The sequence below is a fragment of the Bradyrhizobium ottawaense genome, assembly GCF_900099825.1.
Lineage (GTDB): Bacteria > Pseudomonadota > Alphaproteobacteria > Rhizobiales > Xanthobacteraceae > Bradyrhizobium > Bradyrhizobium ottawaense_A.
This window is the reverse complement of record NZ_LT629693.1, coordinates 4,321,299-4,345,515: the sequence shown is the minus strand read 5'-3', so window position 1 is coordinate 4,345,515 and position 24,217 is coordinate 4,321,299. Positions and strand designations below refer to the sequence as shown.

At 63.4% G+C, this 24,217-nt stretch carries 23 protein-coding genes and 1 pseudogene; 12 read left to right on the top strand and 12 right to left on the bottom strand.

Features of this window, described 5'->3' with window-relative positions; all coding sequences use genetic code 11:
• Window positions 1-64: 64 nt before the first annotated feature.
• From modA to BLR13_RS20305, 5 genes are all read left to right on the top strand, one after another.
• Window positions 65-850, top strand: coding sequence for a molybdate ABC transporter substrate-binding protein (gene modA, locus BLR13_RS20325; protein WP_074820195.1), 786 nt, complete (start codon window positions 65-67; stop codon window positions 848-850).
• The gene (gene modB, locus BLR13_RS20320) at window positions 850-1,545 is read left to right on the top strand and encodes a molybdate ABC transporter permease subunit (protein ID WP_074820197.1); all 696 of its coding nucleotides are present in this window, start codon (window positions 850-852) and stop codon (window positions 1,543-1,545) included. Before modA ends, modB begins: the two co-directional genes overlap by 1 nt.
• A 2-nt stretch (window positions 1,546-1,547) precedes the next feature.
• Window positions 1,548-2,207, top strand: a complete 660-nt coding sequence (modC, locus tag BLR13_RS20315) for a molybdenum ABC transporter ATP-binding protein (RefSeq protein ID WP_074820199.1) — start codon at window positions 1,548-1,550, stop codon at window positions 2,205-2,207.
• A gap of 151 nt (window positions 2,208-2,358) precedes the next feature.
• Complete coding sequence (locus tag BLR13_RS20310) at window positions 2,359-3,684, top strand: MFS transporter (protein ID WP_074820201.1); 1,326 nt, start codon at window positions 2,359-2,361, stop codon at window positions 3,682-3,684.
• Between the two features lie 18 nt (window positions 3,685-3,702).
• The gene (locus BLR13_RS20305; RefSeq protein ID WP_074820203.1) at window positions 3,703-4,329 is read left to right on the top strand and encodes a hypothetical protein; all 627 of its coding nucleotides are present in this window, start codon (window positions 3,703-3,705) and stop codon (window positions 4,327-4,329) included.
• A 7-nt stretch (window positions 4,330-4,336) separates the two neighbouring features.
• Here the strand turns inward: BLR13_RS20305 and ilvD are convergent, their stop codons facing one another.
• From ilvD to BLR13_RS20265, 7 genes are all read right to left on the bottom strand, one after another.
• On the bottom strand, window positions 4,337-6,181 hold the full coding sequence (gene ilvD, locus BLR13_RS20300) for a dihydroxy-acid dehydratase (RefSeq protein ID WP_074820205.1): 1,845 nt from the start codon (window positions 6,179-6,181) through the stop codon (window positions 4,337-4,339).
• A gap of 186 nt (window positions 6,182-6,367) precedes the next feature.
• Window positions 6,368-7,678, bottom strand: a complete 1,311-nt coding sequence (locus tag BLR13_RS20295) for an MFS transporter (RefSeq protein ID WP_079586115.1) — start codon at window positions 7,676-7,678, stop codon at window positions 6,368-6,370.
• A gap of 53 nt (window positions 7,679-7,731) precedes the next feature.
• Window positions 7,732-8,925, bottom strand: coding sequence for a CaiB/BaiF CoA transferase family protein (locus tag BLR13_RS20290; RefSeq protein ID WP_074820207.1), 1,194 nt, complete (start codon window positions 8,923-8,925; stop codon window positions 7,732-7,734).
• A 246-nt stretch (window positions 8,926-9,171) separates the two neighbouring features.
• A complete protein-coding gene (locus tag BLR13_RS20285; protein WP_074820208.1) occupies window positions 9,172-10,101 on the bottom strand; it encodes a glycine reductase in 930 nt (309 codons plus the stop codon).
• Between the two features lie 990 nt (window positions 10,102-11,091).
• Window positions 11,092-11,643, bottom strand: coding sequence for a hypothetical protein (locus BLR13_RS20275; RefSeq protein ID WP_074820213.1), 552 nt, complete (start codon window positions 11,641-11,643; stop codon window positions 11,092-11,094).
• Between the two features lie 228 nt (window positions 11,644-11,871).
• On the bottom strand, window positions 11,872-12,906 hold the full coding sequence (locus tag BLR13_RS20270) for an alpha/beta fold hydrolase (protein ID WP_157793710.1): 1,035 nt from the start codon (window positions 12,904-12,906) through the stop codon (window positions 11,872-11,874).
• A 201-nt stretch (window positions 12,907-13,107) separates the two neighbouring features.
• Window positions 13,108-14,901, bottom strand: a complete 1,794-nt coding sequence (locus BLR13_RS20265) for a potassium/proton antiporter (RefSeq protein ID WP_074820217.1) — start codon at window positions 14,899-14,901, stop codon at window positions 13,108-13,110.
• A 386-nt stretch (window positions 14,902-15,287) separates the two neighbouring features.
• Here BLR13_RS20265 and BLR13_RS20260 point away from each other — a divergent pair, with 386 nt between their 5' ends.
• The 3 genes and pseudogenes from BLR13_RS20260 (at window position 15,288) to radC (ending at window position 18,401) form a co-directional block, all read left to right on the top strand.
• Window positions 15,288-16,613 (top strand): mechanosensitive ion channel family protein, encoded by a 1,326-nt coding sequence (locus BLR13_RS20260; protein ID WP_074820219.1) that lies wholly within the window; start codon window positions 15,288-15,290, stop codon window positions 16,611-16,613.
• Between the two features lie 215 nt (window positions 16,614-16,828).
• Complete coding sequence (map, locus tag BLR13_RS20255; protein WP_074820221.1) at window positions 16,829-17,650, top strand: type I methionyl aminopeptidase; 822 nt, start codon at window positions 16,829-16,831, stop codon at window positions 17,648-17,650.
• A 65-nt stretch (window positions 17,651-17,715) separates the two neighbouring features.
• Window positions 17,716-18,401 (top strand): annotated as a pseudogene (gene radC, locus BLR13_RS20250) (RadC family protein).
• Between the two features lie 12 nt (window positions 18,402-18,413).
• On the opposite strand, the gene BLR13_RS20245 reads toward radC, so the two are convergent.
• Together BLR13_RS20245 and BLR13_RS41100 are read right to left on the bottom strand one after the other, a co-directional pair.
• Window positions 18,414-19,232 carry a LysR family transcriptional regulator gene (locus BLR13_RS20245; protein ID WP_283806917.1) on the bottom strand — a complete coding sequence of 273 codons (819 nt, stop codon included), beginning with the start codon at window positions 19,230-19,232 and terminating at the stop codon, window positions 18,414-18,416.
• A gap of 6 nt (window positions 19,233-19,238) precedes the next feature.
• A complete protein-coding gene (locus tag BLR13_RS41100; protein ID WP_143039707.1) occupies window positions 19,239-19,349 on the bottom strand; it encodes a LysR family transcriptional regulator in 111 nt (36 codons plus the stop codon).
• Between the two features lie 137 nt (window positions 19,350-19,486).
• Here BLR13_RS41100 and BLR13_RS20240 point away from each other — a divergent pair, with 137 nt between their 5' ends.
• From BLR13_RS20240 to BLR13_RS20230, 3 genes are all read left to right on the top strand, one after another.
• Window positions 19,487-20,464 (top strand): Bug family tripartite tricarboxylate transporter substrate binding protein, encoded by a 978-nt coding sequence (locus BLR13_RS20240; RefSeq protein ID WP_074820223.1) that lies wholly within the window; start codon window positions 19,487-19,489, stop codon window positions 20,462-20,464.
• 86 nt (window positions 20,465-20,550) lie between these two features.
• Complete coding sequence (locus BLR13_RS20235; RefSeq protein WP_074820225.1) at window positions 20,551-20,886, top strand: cupin domain-containing protein; 336 nt, start codon at window positions 20,551-20,553, stop codon at window positions 20,884-20,886.
• A 116-nt stretch (window positions 20,887-21,002) separates the two neighbouring features.
• Window positions 21,003-21,314 (top strand): putative quinol monooxygenase, encoded by a 312-nt coding sequence (locus BLR13_RS20230; RefSeq protein WP_074831297.1) that lies wholly within the window; start codon window positions 21,003-21,005, stop codon window positions 21,312-21,314.
• A 30-nt stretch (window positions 21,315-21,344) separates the two neighbouring features.
• On the opposite strand, the gene BLR13_RS20225 is transcribed toward BLR13_RS20230, so the two are convergent.
• Genes BLR13_RS20225 through BLR13_RS20215 form a run of 3 tightly spaced genes read right to left on the bottom strand, consistent with a single transcriptional unit; the run spans window position 21,345 to window position 23,504 of the window.
• On the bottom strand, window positions 21,345-21,782 hold the full coding sequence (locus BLR13_RS20225) for a GFA family protein (protein WP_074831299.1): 438 nt from the start codon (window positions 21,780-21,782) through the stop codon (window positions 21,345-21,347).
• Window positions 21,783-21,808: 26 nt separating this feature from the next.
• On the bottom strand, window positions 21,809-23,080 hold the full coding sequence (locus BLR13_RS20220; protein WP_074831300.1) for an RNA polymerase sigma factor: 1,272 nt from the start codon (window positions 23,078-23,080) through the stop codon (window positions 21,809-21,811).
• Window positions 23,081-23,108: 28 nt separating this feature from the next.
• Complete coding sequence (locus BLR13_RS20215) at window positions 23,109-23,504, bottom strand: YciI family protein (protein WP_074820227.1); 396 nt, start codon at window positions 23,502-23,504, stop codon at window positions 23,109-23,111.
• 188 nt (window positions 23,505-23,692) lie between these two features.
• Between BLR13_RS20215 and BLR13_RS20210 the strand changes: the two genes are divergently transcribed.
• Window positions 23,693-24,205 carry a GDSL-type esterase/lipase family protein gene (locus BLR13_RS20210; protein ID WP_349517539.1) on the top strand — a complete coding sequence of 171 codons (513 nt, stop codon included), beginning with the start codon at window positions 23,693-23,695 and terminating at the stop codon, window positions 24,203-24,205.
• Window positions 24,206-24,217 lie beyond the last annotated feature (12 nt).

Sequence of the window (24,217 nt, the reverse complement as noted above, 5' to 3'; positions counted from 1 at the left end):
ACCCAACCAACGCCTGTTCTGCGCGCGCCTTATGCGCTGTTCGCAAACATGCAGGAGCGCCATCATGTCTCGTCTCGCCGGAATTGCTGCCGCCTTTGTCATCGTACTCGGAGCAGCGCATTCGCCTGCATCTGCACAGGACAAGACCATCACGGTCTTTGCCGCGGCCTCGATGAAGAACGCGCTCGACGACATCGACGCGGCCTATACCGCCAAGACCGGCGTCAAGGTCACCGTGAGCTACGCCGCAAGCTCCGCGCTCGCCAAGCAGATCGAACAGGGGGCGCCGGCCGACGTGTTCATTTCCGCCGATACCGACTGGATGGACTACGCGATCGGAAAGAAGAACATCAATGAGCCGAGCCGGGTCAACCTGCTCGGCAACAGCATCGTGCTGATCGTGCCGAAGGATTCCAGGATCAACAATGTGAACATCGGACAAGGTTTCGATCTCGCCAAGCTTGCCGGCGACGGCAAGATCGCGACCGGCGACGTCAAGTCGGTGCCTGCAGGCAAATACGCCAAGGCGGCGCTGGAGAAGCTGGGCGCGTGGCAGGCCGCCGAGCCGAAGTTCGCGATGGCCGAGAGCGTCCGTGCCGCACTGACGCTGGTGGCGCGCGGCGAAGCCGTGCTCGGCATTGTCTATTCCACCGACGCCAAGGTCGAGCCCGGCGTCAAGATCGTCGGCACCTTCCCGGCCGATTCCCATCCGGCGATCATCTATCCGGTGGCGGCGACGACGACCGCGAAGCCGGAGACCACGGACTATCTCGCTTTCCTGCGCTCGACCGCGGCAAAGACCATTCTCGAGAAATACGGCTTCAAGTTCCTGGTCAGCCCGACGACCTGATGTCCGAGATCACGCCGGCCGAATGGACGGCCATCCTGCTGTCACTGCGGGTCGCCGTCATTGCGACGCTGGTGGCGACACCGTTCGGCATCGCCCTGGCGTGGCTGCTGGCGCGGCGGGATTTTTGGGGCAAGTCGGTCATCGACGCCTTGATCCATCTGCCGCTGGTGCTGCCACCGGTCGTGACCGGCTATCTGCTGCTGCTCACCTTCGGCCGCCGCGGTCTCGTCGGCGCGTGGCTGGCGGACCATCTCGGCATCGTGTTCGCGTTCCGCTGGACCGGAGCGGCGCTCGCCTGCGGCGTGATGTCATTCCCGCTTTTGGTGCGGCCGATCCGGCTCTCGATCGAAGCGATCGATCGCCGGCTGGAACAGGCGGCTTCCACGCTCGGCGCCGCACCGTGGCGGGTGTTTGCGACCGTGACCCTGCCGCTGGCACTGCCCGGCGTACTGGCCGGCATGGTGCTCGGCTTTGCCAAGGCGATCGGCGAGTTCGGCGCCACCATTACCTTTGTCTCCAACATCCCGGGCGAGACCCAGACCATCTCGTCGGCGATCTATTCGCTGATCCAGACCCCCGACGGCGATGCTGCGGCGGCCCGGCTGGTGATCATCTCGATCGTGATCGCGATGGGCGCCCTGATCGCCTCCGAGTGGTTCGCGCGGCGCGCCACACAACGCCTGCACGGGAATTGACCATGCTGCGTGTCGATATCACCAAGCAGCTCGGCGAATTCTCGCTTCAGGCCTGCTTCGAAAGCCAGGGCCGCGTCACCGGCCTGTTCGGCGCCTCCGGCGCCGGCAAGACCTCGCTGATCAACATCATCGCAGGCCTGCTGCGACCCGACCGCGGCATTATCGCACTCGACGGCGACGTGCTCGACGACACTTCGGCGCGCATCCATGTGCCCCCGCACCGGCGCCGGATCGGCTATGTCTTTCAGGATGCACGGCTGTTTCCGCATCTCGATGTCCGGCAAAATCTCGACTACGGCCGGCGCATGAACCGCCTCACCGAGGATCCGGCGCAGCACGAGCGGATCACCGATTTGCTCGAGATCGGTCACCTGCTGGATCGCCGCCCCGGCCAGCTATCCGGCGGCGAACGCCAGCGCGTGGCGCTCGGCCGCGCGCTGTTATCGAAGCCGCGCCTGCTATTGCTGGACGAGCCGTTGGGCTCGCTCGACGAGGGCCGCAAGGTCGAGATCCTGCCCTATCTGGTGCGGCTGCGCGACGAAGGTATTCCAATGGTCTATGTCAGCCACGACGCCGCGGAACTGCGCCAGCTCGCGACGCAGATCGTGATGCTGCAGCGTGGACGGGTCACCGCGCTCGGCGGGGTCAAGGTGCTGGCGTAACCCGGCCCGGACCGCAGTGCATCAAACGGCCCGTCGGCAGACGCATCGCGAAAGCCCGCAGGCCGTTGCCCCGGAGCACGCCATAGTTGCGCTGTAAACCGGTGCAAGCCTTCCCGAAAATACCGAACGGTGCAAACGGGAGGCCCTCGCCATGGAAGACGTCGAACGGCGCGCAATCGGCAAGGTGATGCGGCGGCTGATACCGTTTCTGATCCTGTGCTATTTCGTTGCCTATCTCGATCGCGTCAATGTCAGCTTCGCCAAGCTGCATATGAACCAGGCGCTTGGTTTCAGCGAGGCAGCCTTCGGCCTCGGCGCCGGGCTGTTCTTCATTGCCTATTTTCTGTTTGAAGTGCCTTCGAACATTTTCCTGGAGCGGGTCGGCGCGCGGGTCTGGATCGCGCGCATCATGATCTCCTGGGGAATCGTCTCGGCCGCGTTCGCCTTCATCCCATCGATCTCAAGCGTCACCGGAACTTCGAACGAAACGGTGTTCTATACGCTTCGCCTGTTGCTCGGCGCATGCGAGGCCGGCTTCTTTCCCGGCATCATCTTCTATCTGACGCTGTGGTTCCCGGCGGTCTATCGCGCGCGCGTCATCAGCTTCTTCATGCTGGCGATCCCGATTTCGTCGATCGTCGGCGCGCCAATCTCCGGCATGTTGCTGAACCTGAGCGGCTGGGGGCTGGAAGGTTGGCAGTGGCTGTTCATTCTGGAAGCGTTGCCATCGGTGCTGGTCGGGCTCGCCGTGCTGTTCTATCTCACCGATTTTCCGCGCCAGGCGAGCTGGCTGCAGCAAGACGAGATCACGTGGCTGGAGAACGTGCAGGCGACCGAGAAACGGAACAAGGAGAGTGTCGAACATCTCTCGCTGTTTCAGGCGCTCACCGATGTCCGCATCCTGCTCTGCGCCCTGGTGTATTTCTGCCTGAATGCGGCGAGCTACGGCGTCGCGTTCTTCCTGCCGACCATCATCAAGAACTTTGGGGTGAGTGATACCCAGACCGGACTGCTGGCTGCATTGCCCTTTATCTTCGGCGGCATCGGCATGGTGCTGCTCGGCCGGCATTCGGACCGCACCATGGAACGAAAAGGCCATGTCGCGGTGGCACTGCTGATGGCGGCGGTCGGAATTGGATTGTCCGGGCTGGTTTCCAATCCCGTCGCCATCATGGCGCTGCTCTGTTTCGCGCAGATCGGGGTCTCTGCCGTGCCGCCGATGTTCTGGCCGCTGCCGGCAAGCTTCCTGACCGGAGCCTCGGCTGCAGCAGGAATCGCGGCCATCAACTCGCTCGGCAACCTCTCGGGCTTCGCCGGTCCGTTTGCGATGGGCTACCTGAAAGATCTGACCGGCAACTTCACGGTCGGCCTGCTGCTGCTCGCCGGATGCGCCGTGGTCGGCGCGGCCGTGGTCATGAGCTTGCGGATCGACGTGCGGCGCGAGCAGTCATCGGGGGCGGTCGCGTTGGCGCACTAGGTCTGGGAGGAACTAGCCATGAACGGTCATCCGACGGAATCCAGCCGCGTCAGATTGATCGGACTTTGCTGTTCGGCCGTGGCGGCGCTGGGGCTTTTGCTGTCGCCTTCCGCAGCGCTGGCGCAAAAATTTGAGATCAAGTCCGTCGCCGAGAAAAAAATCAGCGAACTGCCGGTTGGACCGTTGTTCTGGCGGATCGAAAACTTTCCGACCCTGGCACAGGCGCAAGCGGCCGCGGGCCCGACCGGATTGGCTGCCGAAGTGGCAGGCAAGGTCTGGCTGTTTACGCTCGGCGCCAAGGGCGGATCGTCTTCAGGCGGCAGCACGGTGGCCGAGATCGGACCGGTCCCGCCGATCGCCGCGCCGGCATATTTGCTGCGCATCAACAACACCGGAGGCCCGCCGGGGGTCAAGACGCCGGTGCATACCCATGCCGGATCCGAGACTTTTTACGTGCTGACCGGACAGTTGAGCCAGAAAAGCCCGCACGGCGAAAGCCATGTCGACGCCGGCCAGTCGATGCCCGGACACGGCCCCGGCATGCCCATGGAAGTCTCCAGCAGCGGAACCAGCGAGCTGAACGCGCTGGTCATGTTCGTCGTCGACGCCACGCAGCCGTTTTCGACGCCGGCCACGATGCCCTGAAGGAGGCTTATTCCGGAACGACCCGCACCGCGCCGCGGGCAGCACTCGTGGTCAGCGCCGCATAGGCCTTCAGCGCCATCGTGATCTTGCGGCTGCGCTTCTTGGCGGGCTTCCAGGCATCCGCGCCGCGGGCCAGCATGGCCTCGCGCCGCTTCGCCAAGGTGGCATCGTCGACCACGAGGCTGATCGAACGCGCCGGGATATCGATGCTGATGCGATCGCCGTCCTCGACGAGGCCGATCAAACCGCCTTCGGCGGCTTCCGGCGAGAGATGCCCGATCGAGAGACCCGAGGAGCCGCCGGAGAAGCGGCCATCGGTGACGAGCGCGCAGACCTTTCCGAGCCCCTTCGATTTGAGGTAGCTGGTCGGATACAGCATCTCCTGCATGCCGGGGCCACCGCGCGGGCCTTCATAGCGGACCACGACGACGTCGCCGGGCTTGATCTTGTTGCCCAAAATGCCTTCAACCGCGGCGTCCTGGCTTTCGAAGATCCGCGCCGGCCCTTCGAACTTCAAGATGCTCTCATCGACGCCGGCGGTCTTCACGATGCAGCCATCGACGGCGATATTGCCCGACAGCACCGCAAGGCCGCCATCCCTGGAATAGGCATGCGCGAGGTCGCGGATGCAGCCGGTCTCGCGGTCGGTGTCGAGTTCCTCGAACCGTCGTTCCTGGCTGAAGGCGACCTGCGTGGGCACATTGCCGGGGGCGGCCATGAAAAATTTGCGGACGCTCTCGCTTTTGGTCTGCTTGATGTCCCAGCGCGCCAGCGCGTCTTCCAGCGACTTGGCGTGAACCATCGGCAGCCCGCGGTTGAGCAGCTTGGCGCGATCGAGTTCGCCGAGAATGGCCATCACGCCACCGGCGCGATGCACGTCTTCCAGATGCACGTCGGCGACCGACGGCGCCACCTTGCACAGCACCGGCACCCGGCGCGACAGCCGGTCGATGTCCTGCATCGTGAACGGCACTTCGCCCTCATAGGCCGCCGCCAGCAGATGCAGCACGGTGTTGGTCGATCCGCCCATGGCGATATCAAGCGTCATGGCGTTCTCGAACGCCTTGAAACTGGCAATGGCCCGCGGCAGCGCGGTTTCATCGTCCTGCTCGTAATAGCGGCGCGCCAGGTCGACGATCAGGTGGCCGGCCTCGACGAACAGACCTCTGCGGTCGGCATGGGTCGCCAGCACCGAGCCGTTGCCGGGCAAAGCCAGACCCAGCGCCTCGGTGAGGCAGTTCATGGAATTGGCCGTGAACATGCCGGAGCAGGAACCGCAGGTCGGACACGCCGAGCGCTCGATGGTCTCGACGTCGGCATCGCTGACGGTGGGGTCGGCCGCCGCGACCATGGCGTCGATCAGATCGACCGCGCGGAGTTTGCCCTTGAGGTTGACCTTGCCGGATTCCATCGGCCCGCCCGAGACGAACACGGTCGGGATGTTGAGACGCAGCGCCGCCATCAGCATGCCGGGGGTGATCTTGTCGCAGTTGGAGATACACACCATGGCGTCGGCGCAATGCGCGTTGACCATGTATTCGACACTGTCGGCGATGATCTCGCGCGACGGCAGGCTGTAGAGCATGCCGTCATGGCCCATGGCGATGCCGTCATCGACCGCGATGGTGTTGAATTCCTTGGCGACGCCGCCGGCGGTTTCGATCTCGCGTGCGACGAGCTGGCCGAGGTCCTTGAGATGGACGTGGCCGGGCACGAACTGGGTGAACGAATTGACCACGGCGATGATCGGCTTGCCGAAATCCTCGTTCTTCATGCCGGTGGCGCGCCAGAGCCCGCGGGCGCCCGCCATGTTGCGGCCGTGGGTCGTGGTTCGGGAGCGATAGGCGGGCATGGCGTGTCCTCTGGGCAATGTGGTGCGGGCGTCTTTTAGACGGTGATTTCAATCGATTAAATGCGCCCCCGTGCAGAGGCGCTATGCGCACACCCCGGCGGGGCGGGCGCTTCAAGGGTGATACAGGCCGGGACTTGCGGGTTCAAGCCGGGGTCCCGGCGTCGAATGGTCACCATGGAGCCCGCATCAGACAATTTGCCCGTCCGCGGTCGCGATCAGGCCTTTGGGAACCAGCAGGATGGCCGGAAGCATCAGGGCGTAGACGGCGGTGATCGCGATGACGCAGACGTCAAAGCTGCCGAAATGATCGTAGAGGTGGGTGCCGAGCAGATCGCCAAACCGCGAGACCACGAAATAAAGGCTGCTGGCCAGCATGAGCGTCGTGCCCTGCAAACCCCGGGGGCATGACCGCATGATCAGATCCAGATAGGCGCCGGTGGCGATGCCGCCCATCAGCCCGATCGGCACCGCGGCGATCAGGGCGCCCGTCACCGAGTGAATGAACAATAGCGGCACCATCTGCGGGACGGCGATGACGGTGCCCCACACCAGCAGCGTCTGCAGCGCCAGCTTCCGGCAGAGAATTCCATAGATGATGAAGGTCGGAATGAAAGAGGCGGCGAAGATCGCATTCCATTGGCCCCATTGGGCATCCGAGGCATGCAGGGTGTTCTGCAGGTGATACTGCAGCGGGGTCGCTGAGCCCGGCGCGAAATTCCACAACAGCCAGATCAGCATTGCCGGATAGATCGGCCAATGCCGCACCAGCCGCTTGAGGTCCTCGATCGGATGCCGGTCGTCCCCGTATTCGATGCGGACATTGTCGTACACGTCGCCCGGCCGCCATAGCGCGTAAGCGGCGACGGTCAGCATGATCGCGGCGCCGACGAGAAACAGGATGCGGACGGCCTGATCGGAGCCTCTGTCTTCGAGCAGGCCGCTGAGCGCGCCGCCAGCGAGCAAGGCGGCGAAGGTCGGGATCGACAGGAACACGTTCCACGCCGCGCTGATCTGCCCGGTCATCGCATGCTGCTGGCCGATCACGGCCGTCAGTCCGTTCTGGGCGCTGGAGACGAACAGGAACGAGACGGTGAGAACGATCACCGCGACCAGCAGCGTCAGGTAGCTGATCGGGGTGAAGGCGAAAAACACATAGAGCAGCGCGCTGATGCCGCCGAACAGCAGCATGAATCCGCGGTCCCGCATCCCGAACGGATTCCAGATGTCGCGGATGAAGCCGAACGCGAAGGCGAGGTAGAGCGGGATCGCTGACATGAGCCGGAAACCGGCGACCTCATGGGCCTGCAGATGCAGCTTGTTCTTCAACAGGAAGCTGATCGGAATATCGATCAGGCCTCCGGCGGGACTGCCGAAGGCCAGCAGGACGATCAGGATGCCGAGATAGAGAATGATTTTCCGCCGTTCCTGGCTCGACAGGACCGCGGGCGCGACGGCAACATCCGCCGCTGGCGCTTCGGCACTACCGATCGTCGTCATGGCGCGCGTCTCCGCAGCAAGCGTCGACCGGTACCGTGATTTTCGCGCCTCACCTAGACAATTTCACGCGCGCGCAGGTCCGCGATCGCGCTCTTATCATAGCCGAGCGAGGCCAGCACCTCCTCGGTGTGGGCGCTGAGCGCCGGCGCCATGCGCTCGAGCCGGCCGCCGCCATGGGCTAGCTGAAAGCCGCTGCCGGCGAACCGCAGCCGGCCGTAGGGCGTATCGATCTCCTGGATGGCGCCGCGCGCGGCGATTTGCGGGTGATCGATCACTTCCTCGACCTTCCAGATGCTGGCGCAGGGTGCGCCCGCGGCATCCAGGATCTTTTCCCACTCGCGCGGGTCTTTCTTCGCAAGCGCTTCCTCGATAATGGCCCGCAGCGCGGGCTCGTTTTCCTGGCGGGCGAACCAGTCGGCAAAGCGCGGGTCGTCCAGCGCGTCGGCGCGGCCGAGCGCGGTCATCAGCGCGCGGTATTGCTTCTCGCTGTTGACGGCGAGCAGGAGGTAGCCGCTTCCTGCCTTAAACAGGTTGGCCGTCGGCCGGCGGCTGACGGCCTGATTGCCGGACAGTTGCTGGCGATGGCCGGCGACCGAGTAATCCGCCACCTGACCGGACAGGAACGCCAGCGTCGCCTCCAGCATGGAGACGTCGACCATTTGCCCCTTGCCGGTGTGGGTGCGCTGGAACAGCGCGCTCGAAACGCCGAACGCCGCCGTTGCACCTGACAGCACGTCGCAGACCGCAAAGCCCGCGCGGGTCGGTCCGGTCTCTTCGTGGCCGGTGATCGACATGATCCCGGACAGCGCCTGGATCTTGCCGTCATAGCCCGCGCCCGAGCGTTCAGGACCGGTCTGGCCGAAGCCCGAGATCGCGCAATAGATCAGCCGCGGATTGATCGCCGAAAGTGCTTTGTAGCCGATGCCGAGCTTGTCCATCACGCCGGGGCGAAAATTCTCCATCACCACGTCGGCCTGCTCAGCCAATTGCTTGACGATGGTGATGGCCTCCGGCTTTTGCAGGTCGAGCGTCAGGCTGCGCTTGTTGCCGTTGATCGCCTGCCAACCCGGCGCGAGGCCACGGTCGGCCCATTCGCGGCTCAGCGGCGTGCGGCGCATGTCCTCGCCCTCGCGCCGCTCCACCTTGATGACGTCAGCGCCGAGCAAAGCGAGCTGGTAGCTCGCATAGGGGCCGGCCAGCACCTGCGTGAAGTCGAGAATCTTCACGCCTTCGAACGGTCGGGTCACGCAGTCCTCCTGATTTTCTTTTTCCCTCTCCCCTTGTGGGAGAGGATGGATCAATCGCGCGTCGCGCGATTGAGACGGGTGAGGGGTTTGTCTCCGCTGACACTGAATGCGCGGTAAGAGACCGCTCATCCGGCAGCCTTCGGCTGCCACCTTCTCCCATCCCAACTCGGGTATACCCGAGTTGGGCATATGAATATGTCGAAGTCGGATAAATCCGACTTCGATGGGAGAAGGAAAGGAGCCGCCTCACGCCGCGCGGTTGCCGCGCGCGATCTCTTTCTGCTTGTCGAACTCGGCCCGGCGCCGCGCCAGTTCTTCCGGGCTCATCTGCGCAACGTTGTTGTAGTCGAGCTTCCAGGAGGCATCCTCGCTCCAGCGCAGCGGCGACTGCATCGTGGTGCGCGCGCCGGACGCGGACTCCAGCAGTCCCAGCGCCAGCTCGAGCGTCAGCGCCTGCGACTCGAGGTCATGCGGCTTGCCGGCGGAATTGCCGAGCGGGAAATCGTTGAACAGGAAGCGCGGCACGGCGGCGTGTTCGACGATGTCCTTGGCGCAGCCCATCACGACGGTGGCAATGCCGTTGGCTTCGAGATGCCGCGCCACCAGCGCGGAGGTCTGATGGCAGACCGGGCAGTTCGGCACGATCACCGCGACATCGACCTTGTCGGCGAGGCAGCGGGCGAAGATGTCAGGCGCATCGGTATCGATGGTGACGCGATGGCTGCGATTGGTCGGCGCGCCGAAAAAGCGCGGCGCGACCTCGCCGATCCGCCCCGCGGCTTTCGCCTTCAGGAGCTGCGGCAGCGGAAACCAGGTGCCGCTGTCGGTCGCTGAGGTGTGCTTGCGGTCGTAGCCGATATGCGAGATGCGCAGATCGTGCTGCTTCGACGTATCGCCGTCATAGACCTGGTAGAATTTGGCGCCGCCGTTATAGGCCGCACCGGGGCCCTGATCGCCCTTGGCCGGGTCATATTGGGCCGCCGTGGTGACGATGGTGACGCGCGACTGGGCCAGCGGCTTCTTCAACGGCTGGAACGGCGCATCGATATAGTGCGCCCAGCGATAGGGCGTGGTGTAGCCGATCGCGGTGTAATAGTCGCGGGTCCGCTGCATGTAGGGCACCGGAGCATCGTAATCGGGCGCGAAGCCGAGCTGGTCGTCGAGGGGGCCGGACATTTGCTGTCTCTCCTGCGTTTCCACCGTTGGGCCGCCGGGCGACCTCTTGGCTAAGCTAGTGATAGTCCGCGGTTTGCTCAACAGCGGAAATGGCAACCCGGCCCTCCACAGCGGCATTCGGGGCGATGCGAAGCATCGAACCCGGATGAGCGAAGCGATATCCGGGGCGGTGCCGGCGTGACCCCGGATGTCGCTTCGCTCATCCGGGCTACGAAAATGGATGCAGTTTCTCGTTCTCGCGGCGCGATGCGCCCGAAGTTTTGCCGAAAACTTGCCCCCGAAATACAGAGGGCGCAGGGAAGACCGGGCGCGCGCTGCACCCGCGGTCTTGCGTGCGATAGATGCGAAGAAATATGCACACGAGCATACAGGTTCAGCGGAGAACACCCGGCCTTCCCTGCGCAATGGCTTTACGGCTTATACGCGTTCGCCCCGGTGACCGGCTTTCTTGCCACCGTCATTTGCAGATCGCTCTGCGAAACTTGACGCCAGCACCGGGGCGTCAGGCCCACACGACTTCACCGTACGCTGCAGCCCGTTCGTCTCGCGCGCTGCCGCGCCCACCGCTCCCCGCCCCTCGTTTGCGACGATGGCCAACGCCCTTCTGGCGGGACGGGATGCGGAATTTGTAAGTTTGATTCCACCTGATCGCCAAGGGGATTATTTTCTCTACGGCTGCTTGACCAACATCTGGGGTGATTTGCCCGTCGGGCAGTCGGCGTTCGGTTCGTGGCCGGATTGGCAGTGGCCTAGTGGACTTGTTCGTCGGCTATCGCATTAGAGTTATGTTTGACAACCGCCGCGTGCGAGCGAGAGCGTCAAACTGATTGAGTTCCCATTGTTAGTTCGGCGTGATAGGATCAGCAAAATCGCCTCAGATTTGGAGGAAGCTATGTCGAGCAATAGGCCACCGCCGCCGCCGCCGCCGCCGACCACTCTTCAGAAGGGTGGGATGCCGAGGCCTCCCGCGCCTACGCCGCCCCAAAGGCCCTAAAGGCCACCCCAATAGGCGAGCCAAACCAGCGCGCCACCCACAAGTGGCGCAGCCAGTCCGCAGGAGTAGGCCTTGCTGAGCCGGCTTGATGAACGATCGTTTAGTTTCTCGTTGAAACTAACCACATCAATGGATTGATTTAGATAGGCGAGAGTCGATTCGCGAACGGTCTGCTCATTCTCTAGGGCCCAAATCCAGAAATCAGGTTTTCTGCCGGGTATGTAGATTGGAGCTTTCCAAGCGGTGATGTAAGCCCATACACAGCCCAATAGGAAAGTGACTGCGTTTCCTCCGAGAAACAATTTTGCGTAAAGGTCAAATTTGCCAACTTGATTCAGCGCAAAGCAACCGGTCACGATAGCAGCGATCACGGTCACATAGATCGACAGAACCTTGTGCCCTTTTTCGTCGTGAAAAAAGATCAGCTTTAGGAGTTGTTCCTGATATCTGGCGGTATCTTGAATCGCGATCTTTGCGACTTCATCGGACGACGCATTATTCGCAGCAATATCCGCGAGAGGTCGTAAATCGTTTGGTGTACCTGGCACGTAAAATCTCCCTCGCGCAATCTAAGCGCGAGGGACAATTTTAGGCAAATGGGAAGTTCGTTACCGTTACGTGGTGCGGAACATTTCCACTGTCCCCCAACTGTGAAAGCGATAGATTACGGTGACAGTGCACTTAACTCACCGCGAGTTAAGTGCACTGTCACCGCAATTTGGGACGACACCCATCCGCGGCTCAAGGCGGCGACAACGCCTGCTTCTTAGTGGTTGCTACGCGCTACCCGGCGACAGCGGCTCCTGCTTTATCCAGCGTGCAATCCTGGGCCAGTACTCTTCGAGAACCAGTCTGCCGATGAAGAGACCGAGATGATCGCTTGGTGCCAGCTCACAGTGAATGCTCTCAGAGGGCGTCCCGGCAAGTCGCGCCAACGCGAATAGTTGCTGAGGGGCGACCACCGCGTCGACATTCCCGGCAAGAAGAAAGATCGGAAGCCGCAGATGCGAGAGGTCAATCTTTTGCCCCAGGGCAACGAATTCACCGGTCGCCAGTTCGTTACGCTTGTACAATTTCTCGACTACCTCGAGATAATAGCCTCCGGCCAGATCGAGCGTCCATGAATTCCAATTGTTGAAGGTAGCTTCGAGCCGCGCGAACTCCGGTGAGCCAACCGGTGCAAGCGTCTGCCGTGATCGGTGGGTCTCGTGTGCGTCAGGCCTGTCAGCGCCCCACAGCCTCGAAATATGGCGGCCGATCGCGCGACCGCCGCCCATCCTCACCAGTCCCTGGAAAACGGCCAGCGGCGTTGCGTCGGCCATGGCCGACAATCCGGATTGCTCGGCGGCGATGTCGACCGGCGCTCCTGCCAGGACGAGCTTGCGTACCTTGTCAGGGAAACGGGCCGCATACAGCAAGGATAGCCAGCCGCCCTGACAAAGCCCCACCAGATCGACCAATCCATCGACATGATCGACCAAAACGTTGAGATCGGCCAGATAGTCGTCGATTCCACGAAACTGCATGTCAGCGCTCGCCGAACGCCATTCGACTGCCAGCAGCCGGTCAATGCCGGCTGATCGAAGAGCGGCAACGAGGCTGTGGCCCGCCACGAGGTCGACGAGAACCGCTCCATGCAGTGCAAGCGGCGTACAGAGGAGAACGGGGGTGCCATTCGCCCCGCTCGTGAAATCCCGAAGACGTACGGAATTCAACTCGAGTGTGATCGTACCCGGCGTCGCCCCTTCCGGCTCTTGAGACGCGCTGTCGGCACCGACGTCGCCCGAGAGCATCAGAATTTGCTCCGACATGAACGAGGCAATTTCGCCCGCGGAAGCTGCAGCAAGAGCCGGCCAAAACATCGCATTCGGGAACTGAGATCCTAGGCGCCAATGCATCTGACATGCCCGGTTTGACCGGGCCATATTGCGCCCGATTAAATTCAAATGCATTCGCTGCGTGGGGCAACCGCGTCGAAAAACCTTGAGAGGTTCCGGCGGCAGATATCCGCCCTAAACCCCCGCGACCGACGACCAGATCTCCGCAAGCTTGCGCTTGAACTTTTGCGCGCGCGTCAGCGGCATGGTCTCTTCCTCATCCTCGGGCAGGCGGAGGCCGACGACGTTGACCCGGCCGCCGCCGATGCTGCGCGCCACCAGGACGATGGAATCCAGCGCCAGTTCGGCGCCTTCCTTCGGTGCGTGGTCGAGATGAATGTCGAAATAGTCCGATAGCGTCAGGTTGGCCTGTTCTTCAGGGACGGCGACGCCGTAGATCTCGGCCAGTTCGCCGAGCGTGTGCTCGCCCAGGACCACGAAATCGCCGAGCAGATGCGGATCGGGCGCCGTGCTCGGAGGCATGTCGACAAAGAATCGATCCAGCGCCCCGGCCTTTTCCGGAGGCGCGAGCAGATAGATGTAGTCACCGGCGGCCACCGGATCGGCCTCGACGGGCGTCAGGATCCGCTGGTCGCGGATCACCAATGTCGGCTTCGACCAGGACGGAATAAGCCCTCGCCGGAAATACAGGCTTTTGGCCCGCACGGGGTAACCGACCAATTGCTGCTCGAGCTGGCCCGGCAGATCCAGTTCGACACGCCGCGGCCCGCGCTCGGCGCGCGGCAGCGCCACATGCAGGCGCCGCGCCGCCGGCGCCAGCGTCCAGCCCTGCAGCAACAGCGAGATGATGACGACGACAAAGGCGACGTCGAAATAGAGATAGGCTTTCGACAACCCGATCAGCATCGGGATCGAGGCCAGGAAGATCGCGACCGCCCCGCGCAGGCCGGTCCAGGCGATGAAGACCTTTTCCCGCCAGTTGAACTTGAACGGGGCGAGACACAGGAAAACAGCGACCGGACGGGCAACCAGCATCAGCGCGAACGCGACAATCACCGCCGCGCCGACGCTGCTCAGCAGGCGATGCGGCGACACCAGCAGCCCGAGCAGGACGAACATCACGATCTGCGCCAGCCAGGTCGCGGCGTCGAGGAACGTCACCACCGAATTATGCGCCCGCGTCGGCCGGTTGCCGATGATGATGCCGGCGAGATAGACCGCGAGAAAGCCCGACGCATGCGCGATCTGCGCGGCGCCGAAAATCACCAGCGCCGCCGTCGTGACAAAGGGCGCATGCAATCCCTGCGGCAACGCCACGCGATTGAGCGCCAGCACGACGAGGCGCCCGCCGATCACCCCCACGACCGCGCCCAGCAGGGCTTCGCGGGCAAATTCCAGCGCAATATGCGCGAGCGAGGTTTCGCCGCTCGAAATGTATTCGACCAGCATCAGGGTCAGGAAGATGGCGAACGGATCGTTGGTGCCGGATTCGGCCTCCAATGTCGCGCCGACGCGGGGGCGCAGCCGCAGGCCCTGGGTGTGCACCAGCAGGAACACCGCCGCGGCATCGGTGGACGCCACGACCGCGCCGAGCAGCGCCGCTTCGGTCCAGTTCAGATCGAGCGCATATTTGGCGACCGGCGCCGTGATCAGCGCGGTCAGCAGCACGCCACCCGTCGCCAGCACCATCGACGGCGCCAGCACGGTGCGGATGCTCTGAAACCGGGTTTTCAGGCCGCCATCGAACAGGATCAGGGCCAGCGCCACCGATCCCACCAGATAGGTGGTGCGGACGTCGTCGAACTGCAGGTGGCCGGGGCCGGAATCGCCCGCCAGCATGCCGATCAGCAAGAATACCAGCAGCAGTGGCGCGCCGAAGCGCAGCGCGAGCAGGCTCGACAGGATCCCGGCCATCACCAGAATGGCGCCGAGAAAGACCGCTACGCTGACCGAGTCCAGTGACGCCATGAATTCTCACAAATCCCTTAGATTCTCGGAGTTCTCGGGGTCTCGCAAATCATTGCAAATACTTGCAATTGCATCCTTATCGTTGCCACACTTCGACGCCAACCCATTTTATGGCAGGAGCGGCAATGTGCCCGATTTACCGGCCTAACTCACACTGCCGGCATGTCGTATCGATGGCGCCGACGTCCTGGCTGTGAGAATCTACCGGCCACTCGAATCGGAGGAGCCAATGGCTGGCCTGCGTTCGTCGGTCTCATGGTTCGAGACGCGCGGCAAGCCGCGCTCCTCACCATGAGGGGTCAGTCTATCTCCTCATCCTGAGGAGCCGCGCAGCGGCGTCTCGAAGGATGCGGCCACGTTACTCTACAAGACATGAGATTTCGCGAATGGATATGGACCTGAAGGACGTCATCGAGTTTCTGCACGCGACCGCGCGGTCGCTGGGCGCGGAGATTACCTCGCCCTGGTTCTATCTGCAGTTCGGCCTGATCCTGGCCGCTTTCGGCATTGCCTTTGCGGCGGACGCAGCTATTCGCGCGCGCGTCGACCTGTCGTCGGTGGCGATGAAGTGGCCGCTGCCGTTGCGGCGGCTTGCCCACGTACTGGTCGGCAGCGCGTCGACCGTCGTGTTCGCGATACTGGTGATCGCGGCGCGCATCACGATGTATCATTCGACCTGGCCGAGCCGCAGTTACCTGCTCGCCGTCGCCGCCAAGCTGGCGCTGGCCTGGCTGGTGATCCGGCTCATTACCTCCGTCATCCGTAATGCCTTCATCGTCCGCGTGGTGTCGGTGTCGGCCTGGCTGATCGCGGCACTGAGCATCCTCGGCGAGCTCGGGCCGACCGTCGAGTTGCTGGACGCGGACCAGGTGTCGATCGTGCTCGGCGGGCTGCGGCTGACGCCCCTGGTTCTGATCAAGCTCGGCGCGCTGCTGATCGTGGCGCTGTGGCTGACCAACATTGCCAGCAACTTTGCCGAGAGCCGGATCAACCGCTCGACCGACCTGACGCCGTCGATCCAGGTGCTGCTGATCAAGATGATTCGGATGGGGCTGATGGTCTTCGCGGTGGCGATCGCGGTCAGCGCGGTCGGCATCAACCTCTCGGCGCTGGCGGTATTCACCGGCGCGGCCGGCGTCGGCATCGGTTTCGGCCTGCAGAAGATCGTCGCCAATTTCATCTCGGGCCTGATCCTTTTGGTCGACAAATCGGTGAAGCCCGGCGACCTCGTCACCATCGGTGACAGTCAGGGCCGCATCAGCGCGATGAAGACGCGCTATATCTCGGTCGCCGCCGGCGACGGCCGCGAGTTCCTGATCCCGAACGAGGATCTGGTGACGCAGAAGGTCGTGAACTGGACCTACACCGACAAGAACACGCTGGTGAAGGTGCTTTTCAGCACCAATTACGACGCCGAACCAAGGCTGGTCTGCAAGCTGGCGATCGAGATCGCCGCGAGCGCCCCGCGCGCCATCAAGAACAAGCCGCCGAACTGCATCCTGACCGAATTCGCCGAGGCCGGGATGAAGTTTTCCCTGACCTTCTGGATCGCCGACCCCGACGGCATGGACAATGTGAAGAGCGACGTGATGCTGGCGCTGTGGGACGTGTTCAAGCGCGAGGGCATCCGGGTGCCCTACCCGGTGCGGGAAATCCGGGTCCGTGGCGGCGCGCTGCCGGTCGAGACCGTGGTGGTGGAGGCTTCCGGCTAGATGCTTTTTGTTTTGACGCGTTTTCTACCGCAGATAAGTCTACGTAATCTGCGCAAACTTGATTACTATGCGAACCGGTTCCCACTTCGCTCGAAAACGCTATCTTGAACCCCTCCAAAGCCCCAACCTTGGCTTGCGCTGACCGTTCCGATCATTAAATTAGGCGGCAAATCAGCCCATTACCCTGCCCTTGACCGCCGAAGCATGACCCGCCCATGAGCTATATCGAAGCGACAGACACCTCCTTGCGAAAAACCGGCCAGATCAAGCTGCACGGGCCCGGTGCGTTTGCCGGCATGCGCAAGGCAGGCGCGCTGGTCGCCAAATGCCTCGACGAGCTTACCGACCTCGTGCAGGAAGGCATCCCGACCTCGGCGATCGACGAATTCGTCCGCAACTTCGCCTTCAGCCACGGCGCCTATCCGGCGACGCTGATGTATCGCGGCTACCGCTATTCGACCTGCACCTCGATCAATCACGTGGTCTGCCACGGCATGCCCGGCGACCGCGCGCTGAAGGAAGGCGACGTCGTCAATGTCGACGTCACCTTCATCGTCGACGGCTGGTACGGCGATTCCAGCCGGATGTATGTGATCGGGCCGATCGCCCGCAAGGCGGAGCGGCTGATCGAAGTCACCTATGAGGCGATGATGCGCGGCATCGCCGCCGTCAAGCCCGGCGCCACCACCGGCGACATCGGCCACGCCATCCAGAGTTTCGTCGAACCGCAAGGCATGAGCGTGGTGCGCGATTTCTGCGGCCATGGCCTCGGGCGCATGTTCCACGACGAGCCGAATATCATCCATATCGGCCGGCCCGGCGAAGGCGTCGCCCTGAAGCCCGGCATGTTCTTCACCATCGAGCCGATGATCAATCTCGGCAAGCCGCATGTGAAGATCCTGTCCGACGGCTGGACCGCCGTGACCCGCGACCGCTCGCTGTCGGCGCAGTTCGAGCATTCGGTCGGCGTGACCCCGACCGGTGTCGAGATCTTCACGCTGTCGCAACGCCATGGCGAGAAGCCGCCGGCTGCCTGATTTCGCGGCGCGAGCCCCGCAATTCGTGATTGCAAAAGCTGGCCGGCACGGCATGCTCCCTGCCGATGCCCGCCAAGACCAGCGACAAGCCCGATCCATCCGCCGAGACGCCGCATTATCACGGCCATCGCGAGCGGCTGCGCGAGCGCTTCTACGGCGCCGGGCCGGAGGCGCTCAGCGATTACGAACTGTTGGAAATGGCGCTGTTCCCGGCCCTGCCCCGGCGCGATACCAAGCCGCTGGCCAAAGCGCTGCTGAAGAAATTCGGCTCGTTCGCCGAAGTCATTCATGCGCCGGTGGCGCGCTTGCGCGAAGTCGAAGGCATCGGCGAGGCCTCGATCCACCAGATCAAGGTGCTCGCCGCGTCGGCCGCCCGGGTCGCCAAGGGCGAGATCAAACGAAGCATCGCGCTGTCATCCTGGAACGACCTGATCGACTATATCCGGACCGGCATGGCGTTCGCCGACAAGGAGCAGTTTCGCCTGCTGTTCCTCGACAAGCGCAATCAACTACCGTCGACCACACGCCGGTCTATCCGCGCGAGGTCATCAAGCGCGCGCTGGAATTGTCCGCGACCGCGCTGATCCTGGTGCACAACCATCCCAGCGGCGATCCGACGCCGTCGCAGGCCGACATCCAGATGACCCGCGCGATCGTCGACATCGCCGCCCCGCTCGGCATCTCCGTGCACGACCACATCATCGTCGGCAAGAACGGGCATGCGAGCCTGAAGGGGATGAAGCTGATTTGAAAATGGCATCCATCATTTTCGCTTCGCCAGCGGCTTTGCGACTTCGCGGGCGCATTCGATGAAAAGTTGCGCGACCGGGCTGAGTGTGCGGTTCTTCAGGGTGACGATTCCGTTTGCCAGACGAGCCATTGGCAGTTCGACGGGCAGGACCTTGATCTCCGGGCGAACGGCAGGAAATTTGACGGCGGACGCCGGGAAAATCGTGACGAAGCGCCCGGTCTCCAGGAGACTGATCCGCATCTGGGGAGAATCGGTGACCACAGTCGCACGGGGATAATCGAGCCCGCCGGCGCGAAAGGCTTCCCTTGCCACCGACCCAATCCAGCTTCCCGGCGGTGGCAGCACCCATGATTCGTTCGCCAACTCGGCAAGCCCGACCCGGCGCCGCCGAGCCCACGGATTCTGCGCGCCCGTCGCCACGACACATGAGTCATCGAACAGAACTTCGAAATCCAGGCGCTCGTCCACAACGCTACCGAATCTCCATACCATCAGGAGATCGACGTTACGCTCGATCAGTTCGCGGTGCAGCGGCTCCACATATCCGGTCACGACGTGAAATCCGATGCGCGGATATCGCTGCGAGAGCCGATCGACGAGAGTCGAAACAAAGCTCGCCGCCAGCAATGGGGTACATCCGACCCGCACTTCCCCAGCGGCAGGGTCGGCGAGGAACTCGATGTTCTTCGCCGCCTGGCGCAGGCCGTCGAACACAGCCACGCCGCCATCAAGCAAGGCGCGGCCGTACTCGGTCGGCTCGACGCCCTGCGGGTTGCGGTCGAGCAGCCGCACGCCAATCATACGTTCCAATTCCGCGATTGATCTGGAAATGGCGGGCTAGGTCGTGTTGAGGAGCGCGGCGGCCTTGCTCATACTACCGGCCTGCACGACAGCCATCAGGACATGGAGGTCGTGCAGCTTCATCCGGAGTCCGATGCGATCGCTCAATTGCATTTCGGCACCCATTGCAAGACCGATATACCCGTATCGAAACATAGCATTATACATGGATAGCGGCATCCACGTATCTTCGCCGTCGACCCGGGACCGTGCGTCTCGCAAGTCCGGAACGAAAGAAGGACGCCATGAGGCTTCCGCGCCGTCAGTTCTTGCATCTGGTAGCGGGGGCTGCCGCGCTCCCGGCCGTATCGCGCTTCGCCTGGGCGCAAACCTATCCGACGCAGCCGGTACGCATCGTCGTCGGCCTTGCGCCAGGCGGTACGACCGACATTGTCGCGCGCTTGATCGGTCAATGGCTCTCGGAGCGGCTCGGCCAACCATTCGTCATCGAAAACCGGCCGGGCGCCGGCGCCGGTATCGCCACTCGGGCAGTCGTCAGCGCGCCTGCGGACGGCTATACGCTGCTGCTGGTGAATGCGGCGAACGTCATCAACGCGACGTTCTATGAAAAGCTCAACTTCAATTTCATCCACGACATCGCGCCGGTCGCGAGCATCAGCCGCGAGGCCAGCGTCATGGTGGTGCATCCGTCGTTTCCAGCCAGGACCGTTCCCGAGTTCATCGCCTATGCCAAGGCCAATCCAGGCCAGATCAACATGGCGTCGGCCGGCAACGGGAGCGGACCTCACGTGACCGGCGAACTGTTCAAGATGATGGCTCGCGTCGACATGGTTCACGTGCCGTATCGCGGCGGGGCACCCGCGCTGACCGCGCTGCTCGCCGGAGAGGTGCAAGTCTACTTCGGCACCGTGACCGGCTTGATAGAGTACATCAGGGCGGGCGCGCTGCGCCCCTTGGCCGTGACCACCGCAACGCGCGCGGAGGCTCTGCCGGATATCCCGACCGTGGGCGAATTTGTCCCGGGCTACGAGGCGAGCACGGTATTTGGCCTCGGCGCGCCCAGGAACACGCCGGCCGGGATCATCGACAAGCTCAACAAGGAGATCAACAGGGCTCTCGCCGATCCCACGTTCAAGGCGCGGTTTGCCGACCTCGGCGGCACGGTGCTTGCGCTCTCGCCCGCCGACTTCGGCAAGCTCATCGCCGCCGAAACCGAAAAGTGGGCCAAGGTGATCTCGGCGGGCAACATCATGCCGGAGTGAGACCAGCCCCCTACCGCGGCTCGGACGCCACAGATCCGCAAACTAACGGCAAACAGCCATATTCCGCAGAACTGGAGAGAGCCGATATGCAACCGATAACGGACGTCAGCCGGAGCTACGAGGTTGAACGTCGCGTGCACTACGCCGCTCGGCCAGGCTTTCGCATCGCCGAGTTGCAGATAGGCCCGACGCAAAAGATACCATGGCATTACCACAGCGAAGTGCAGGACACGTTCTACGTGATAGATGGAACGATACGTATTTCCACACGTGAGCCTGAAGAGCAGGTGTGCCTGACAGCGGGTCAAACCTACGCTGTTCGTCCGGGACGTCCACATCTTGTCACCAACGCTGGCGACACCTCTGCCGTGTTCCTCGTTTTGCAGGGGATTGGTACGCACGATTTCGTTGCGCTCGCCTGATGGCGAGCGGCGCATATGACAGTTCGACCGCTGCCGAAGCATTGTTGTCAGGAAACGGGCATGCTTCGCTCAGCCGGCGGTCGAAACCGGCCGGCGCGGTTTCACGGGAGAACACCATGACAGCCATCAACAACGCAAACCAGAACCTGGTCGTCACCGCCTTCTGGGAGGTCCATTCGGGTGAGGAAGGCGCGGTCGCGGCACTGCTGCAGGATTTCTTGCCGCGGGCGCAGCGCGAACCCGGCGTCAGGGAATTCCAGATCCACCAGAACATCGCAAAGCCGAGGGAATTCTTTTTCTACGAGGTATTCGCGGGTGAATCGGCATTCGCCGATCACCAGCAGACCGACCACTTCAAGAACATCATCGTCGGTCAGGCGATTCCCAAGCTCGCCAAGCGCGAGCGGTCCCAGTTCCGGTTCATCTGAATTCCTGATGGTAACGCGCCGCTGGTCGCTTCAGCCGCGCGTCCACGGCGGCGACAATTTTGACGGCCGCATGTTCGGGATTTTGGGCAGGGCTGGATCCAGATGATCCCAGGCGTGCCCCCGGGATGCGAACATCACCAACTCCGGCTTGAAATCGGAGGGATCGTCGAGCGTGCCGACATAGACGCCCAGCATGTCAGGCTTGGATAGCGGCTTGTTGTAAAGCGGCGAGCCGCAGGATCCGCAAAACCCTTTCAGTTTCTGCTCGCCGGAATCCGCGGTCCGCAATGTCTCGGTCACGATACCCGTGACACCAAGAGCGGCTCGCGGGAACACCATGACCGAAGCATGTCCGGAGCCGGTATCCCTTTGGCAGTCACGGCATTGGCACTGGAAGCCTCGAATAGGCGCGGCCGCGATCTCGTAACGGACCTTGCCGCAGCAGCAACCACCCGTGTAGCACGTCATATGTGCCTCCATCGCTGGCGTAATCGTCAGATCTCGGTTGCACCGGCAGCTTCAGCGGCGCGCCGAAGCATCAGATCGCGTTCGCGGCGGTTGCCCGCGAGTTCGGCCGCGGCCGCGAACGCCGCGCGCGCATCTTCGAAGCGGCCGAGTTTGCAGAGCAGATCGCCGCGCACGCCTGGCAGCAGATGATAGGCTTTCAGCGCGGGCTCGTGCGCCAGTTTCTCGACCATCGCCAGCGCCACCGCCGGTCCCTCGGCCATGCCGACCGCCACCGCGCGGTTGAGTTCTATGATCGGCGAGCGCACCAGATCGGTAAGCTCGGTGTAAAGTTGGACGATGCGCGGCCAGTCGGTTTCATCCGATGTGCCCGCCGTGGCGTGACAGGCGACGATCGCCGCCTGCAGCGCGTAGAAGCCACCCGCGCCGCCGAGTTCGCGCGCCCGCGCCAGCGCCAGCATTCCGCGCCGGATCTGGAGCTGGTCCCACAACCCGCGGTTCTGGTCCATCAGCAGGATCGGATCGCCGGCGGTGTCGGTGCGTGCCGACGTGCGCGAGGCATTCAACTCCATCAGCGCCAGCAGGCCGTGCGCTTCCGCCTCCTGCGGCGCGATCGAGGTGAGCACGCGGCCCATGCGCAGCGCGTCGTTGCAGAGCTGCGGCCGCAGCCATTCGTCGCCGCGGGCCGCGGCGTAGCCTTCGTTGAAGATGAGGTAGACAACCTCCAGTACCGAAGCGAGGCGTTCGGAGAGCTCCTCGCCGCGCGGGATCTCATAGGCAAGTCCCGATTCCGAGAGCGTCCGCTTCGCCCGCACGATACGCTGGGCGGTCGTCGCTTCCGGCAGCAGGAAGGCGCGCGCGATCTCTTCCGTCGTCAGGCCGCAGATCATCTTCAGCGCCAGCGCCGCGCGGGCCTCGCGCGACAGCTTTGGATGGCAGGCCGTGAAGATCAGCCGAAGCAGTTCGTCGCCGATATCGTCGTCCAGCGCCGCGTCCGGATCGGGCATCGCCTGCTGCTCCTGCTCCAGGTCGCGCACCAGCATCTCGTGCTTGCGCGCTAGCATGTGACGGCGGCGCAGATGATCCAGCGCCCGGCGTTTGGCGGAAGCCATCAGCCACGCGCCGGGCTTGTCCGGCACGCCGGTCTTGGGCCAATGTTCGAGCGCCGCCAGCAGCGCTTCCTGGGTGAGGTCCTCGGCCAGCGGCACGTCGCGCAGCATCCGGGACAGGCCCGTGATCAGCCGCGGCTGTTCGATCCGCCAGACGGCGAGGATGGTGCTGTTGACGTCGGCGGCCGTCATCGCCGCCGACGCTGCCGGGACCGCCTGCTCAAGAGGCGATCTTGGCATCGGCCTGGCAGGCTATTTCCGCTTCCGGCGAGGCCATCATGCGGACTTCGCAGGTGCCTTCCCAGCCCGGCATATGGTCGAGGTGCAGCTGCATGAATTCCCGCGCCGCGGCCAGCGCCTCTTCCTTGTTGCGCAGTTCGAAGATGGCGTAGCCGCCGATCATCTCCTTGGTCTCGACGAACGGGCCGTCGACGACGCTGAGCTTGCCGTCGGATATCTTGACCTGGGCGCCCATCGAGACCGGCATCAGCCCGCCACTGTCCAGCATGCGGCCGGCCTTGATCTCGCGCTCGGCCAGCTTGTGCATGGCTTCCATCAGGGCCGGCGTGGGCCCGCGCATCGGCTGCGACGAGGTAACGACATACATGAAGCGCATCGGAAAACTCCCGTTGAGGCGAGCCACGGCGACGATCGCCGCAGAACTGTCTCGCTATTGAGATCGACGAACGGAACCGCTGGAAATCGACAGGCAACCTGAGAATCTTTCAAACGGCCCCGTGAAGCTGATTGCAACCCGGGATACCGGCCCGATAGGATATCCGGATCAATACTTGGGAGGAAGCTGTGAGATCGCGCACCCTTCGGCCTGGTATTTTGGGGGCGCTTGCAGTGCTGGCAGCCCTGTCGAGTTTCGTGCCTGCGTCGGCTGATGCCGCGACGATCGTGGCGCTGGGAGCGAGCAACACCTATGGCAAGGGGGTCGCGCGCAATCAGGCCTTTCCCGCGCAACTCGAAGCGATTTTGCGAGCCAAGGGCGCCGGCATTCATGTCGTAAATGCCGGCATCAACGGCGATACGACCGAAGGCATGTTGCGGCGGCTCGATCACGCCGTGCCGAACGGGACCAGCGCCGTCATCCTGCAACCCGGCGGCAACGACCGGCGCAAGGGCTCGCCCGACCGGACATCCGAGATCCAGAGCCGGCTGAGCGCCCGTGGTATCCCGGTTATCATGGTCGCAAACGGCACGTTCAGGGGATTGCCGCATCAGCCCGACGGCCAACACCTGACCCCGGAAGGCTACCGCATGCTCGCCGAGCAGATTGCGTCCCAGGTCGCAGGGGCGATCGGCCGCTAGGGGCGATCGCCG

Bases quoted from the DNA above. Each gene is read 5' to 3' on its own strand.
- modA (WP_074820195.1), top strand. From the start codon at position 65: ATGTCTCGTCTCGCCGGAATTGCTGCCGCCTTTGTCATCGTACTCGGA.
- modB (WP_074820197.1), top strand. From the start codon at position 850: ATGTCCGAGATCACGCCGGCCGAATGGACGGCCATCCTGCTGTCACTG.
- modC (WP_074820199.1), top strand. From the start codon at position 1,548: ATGCTGCGTGTCGATATCACCAAGCAGCTCGGCGAATTCTCGCTTCAG.
- BLR13_RS20310 (WP_074820201.1), top strand. From the start codon at position 2,359: ATGGAAGACGTCGAACGGCGCGCAATCGGCAAGGTGATGCGGCGGCTG.
- BLR13_RS20305 (WP_074820203.1), top strand. From the start codon at position 3,703: ATGAACGGTCATCCGACGGAATCCAGCCGCGTCAGATTGATCGGACTT.
- ilvD (WP_074820205.1), bottom strand. From the start codon at position 6,181: ATGCCCGCCTATCGCTCCCGAACCACGACCCACGGCCGCAACATGGCG.
- BLR13_RS20295 (WP_079586115.1), bottom strand. From the start codon at position 7,678: ATGACGACGATCGGTAGTGCCGAAGCGCCAGCGGCGGATGTTGCCGTC.
- BLR13_RS20285 (WP_074820208.1), bottom strand. From the start codon at position 10,101: ATGTCCGGCCCCCTCGACGACCAGCTCGGCTTCGCGCCCGATTACGAT.
- BLR13_RS20270 (WP_157793710.1), bottom strand. From the start codon at position 12,906: ATGTCGGAGCAAATTCTGATGCTCTCGGGCGACGTCGGTGCCGACAGC.
- BLR13_RS20265 (WP_074820217.1), bottom strand. From the start codon at position 14,901: ATGGCGTCACTGGACTCGGTCAGCGTAGCGGTCTTTCTCGGCGCCATT.
- BLR13_RS20260 (WP_074820219.1), top strand. From the start codon at position 15,288: ATGGATATGGACCTGAAGGACGTCATCGAGTTTCTGCACGCGACCGCG.
- map (WP_074820221.1), top strand. From the start codon at position 16,829: ATGAGCTATATCGAAGCGACAGACACCTCCTTGCGAAAAACCGGCCAG.
- BLR13_RS20240 (WP_074820223.1), top strand. From the start codon at position 19,487: ATGAGGCTTCCGCGCCGTCAGTTCTTGCATCTGGTAGCGGGGGCTGCC.
- BLR13_RS20235 (WP_074820225.1), top strand. From the start codon at position 20,551: ATGCAACCGATAACGGACGTCAGCCGGAGCTACGAGGTTGAACGTCGC.
- BLR13_RS20230 (WP_074831297.1), top strand. From the start codon at position 21,003: ATGACAGCCATCAACAACGCAAACCAGAACCTGGTCGTCACCGCCTTC.
- BLR13_RS20225 (WP_074831299.1), bottom strand. From the start codon at position 21,782: ATGACGTGCTACACGGGTGGTTGCTGCTGCGGCAAGGTCCGTTACGAG.
- BLR13_RS20220 (WP_074831300.1), bottom strand. From the start codon at position 23,080: ATGACGGCCGCCGACGTCAACAGCACCATCCTCGCCGTCTGGCGGATC.
- BLR13_RS20215 (WP_074820227.1), bottom strand. From the start codon at position 23,504: ATGCGCTTCATGTATGTCGTTACCTCGTCGCAGCCGATGCGCGGGCCC.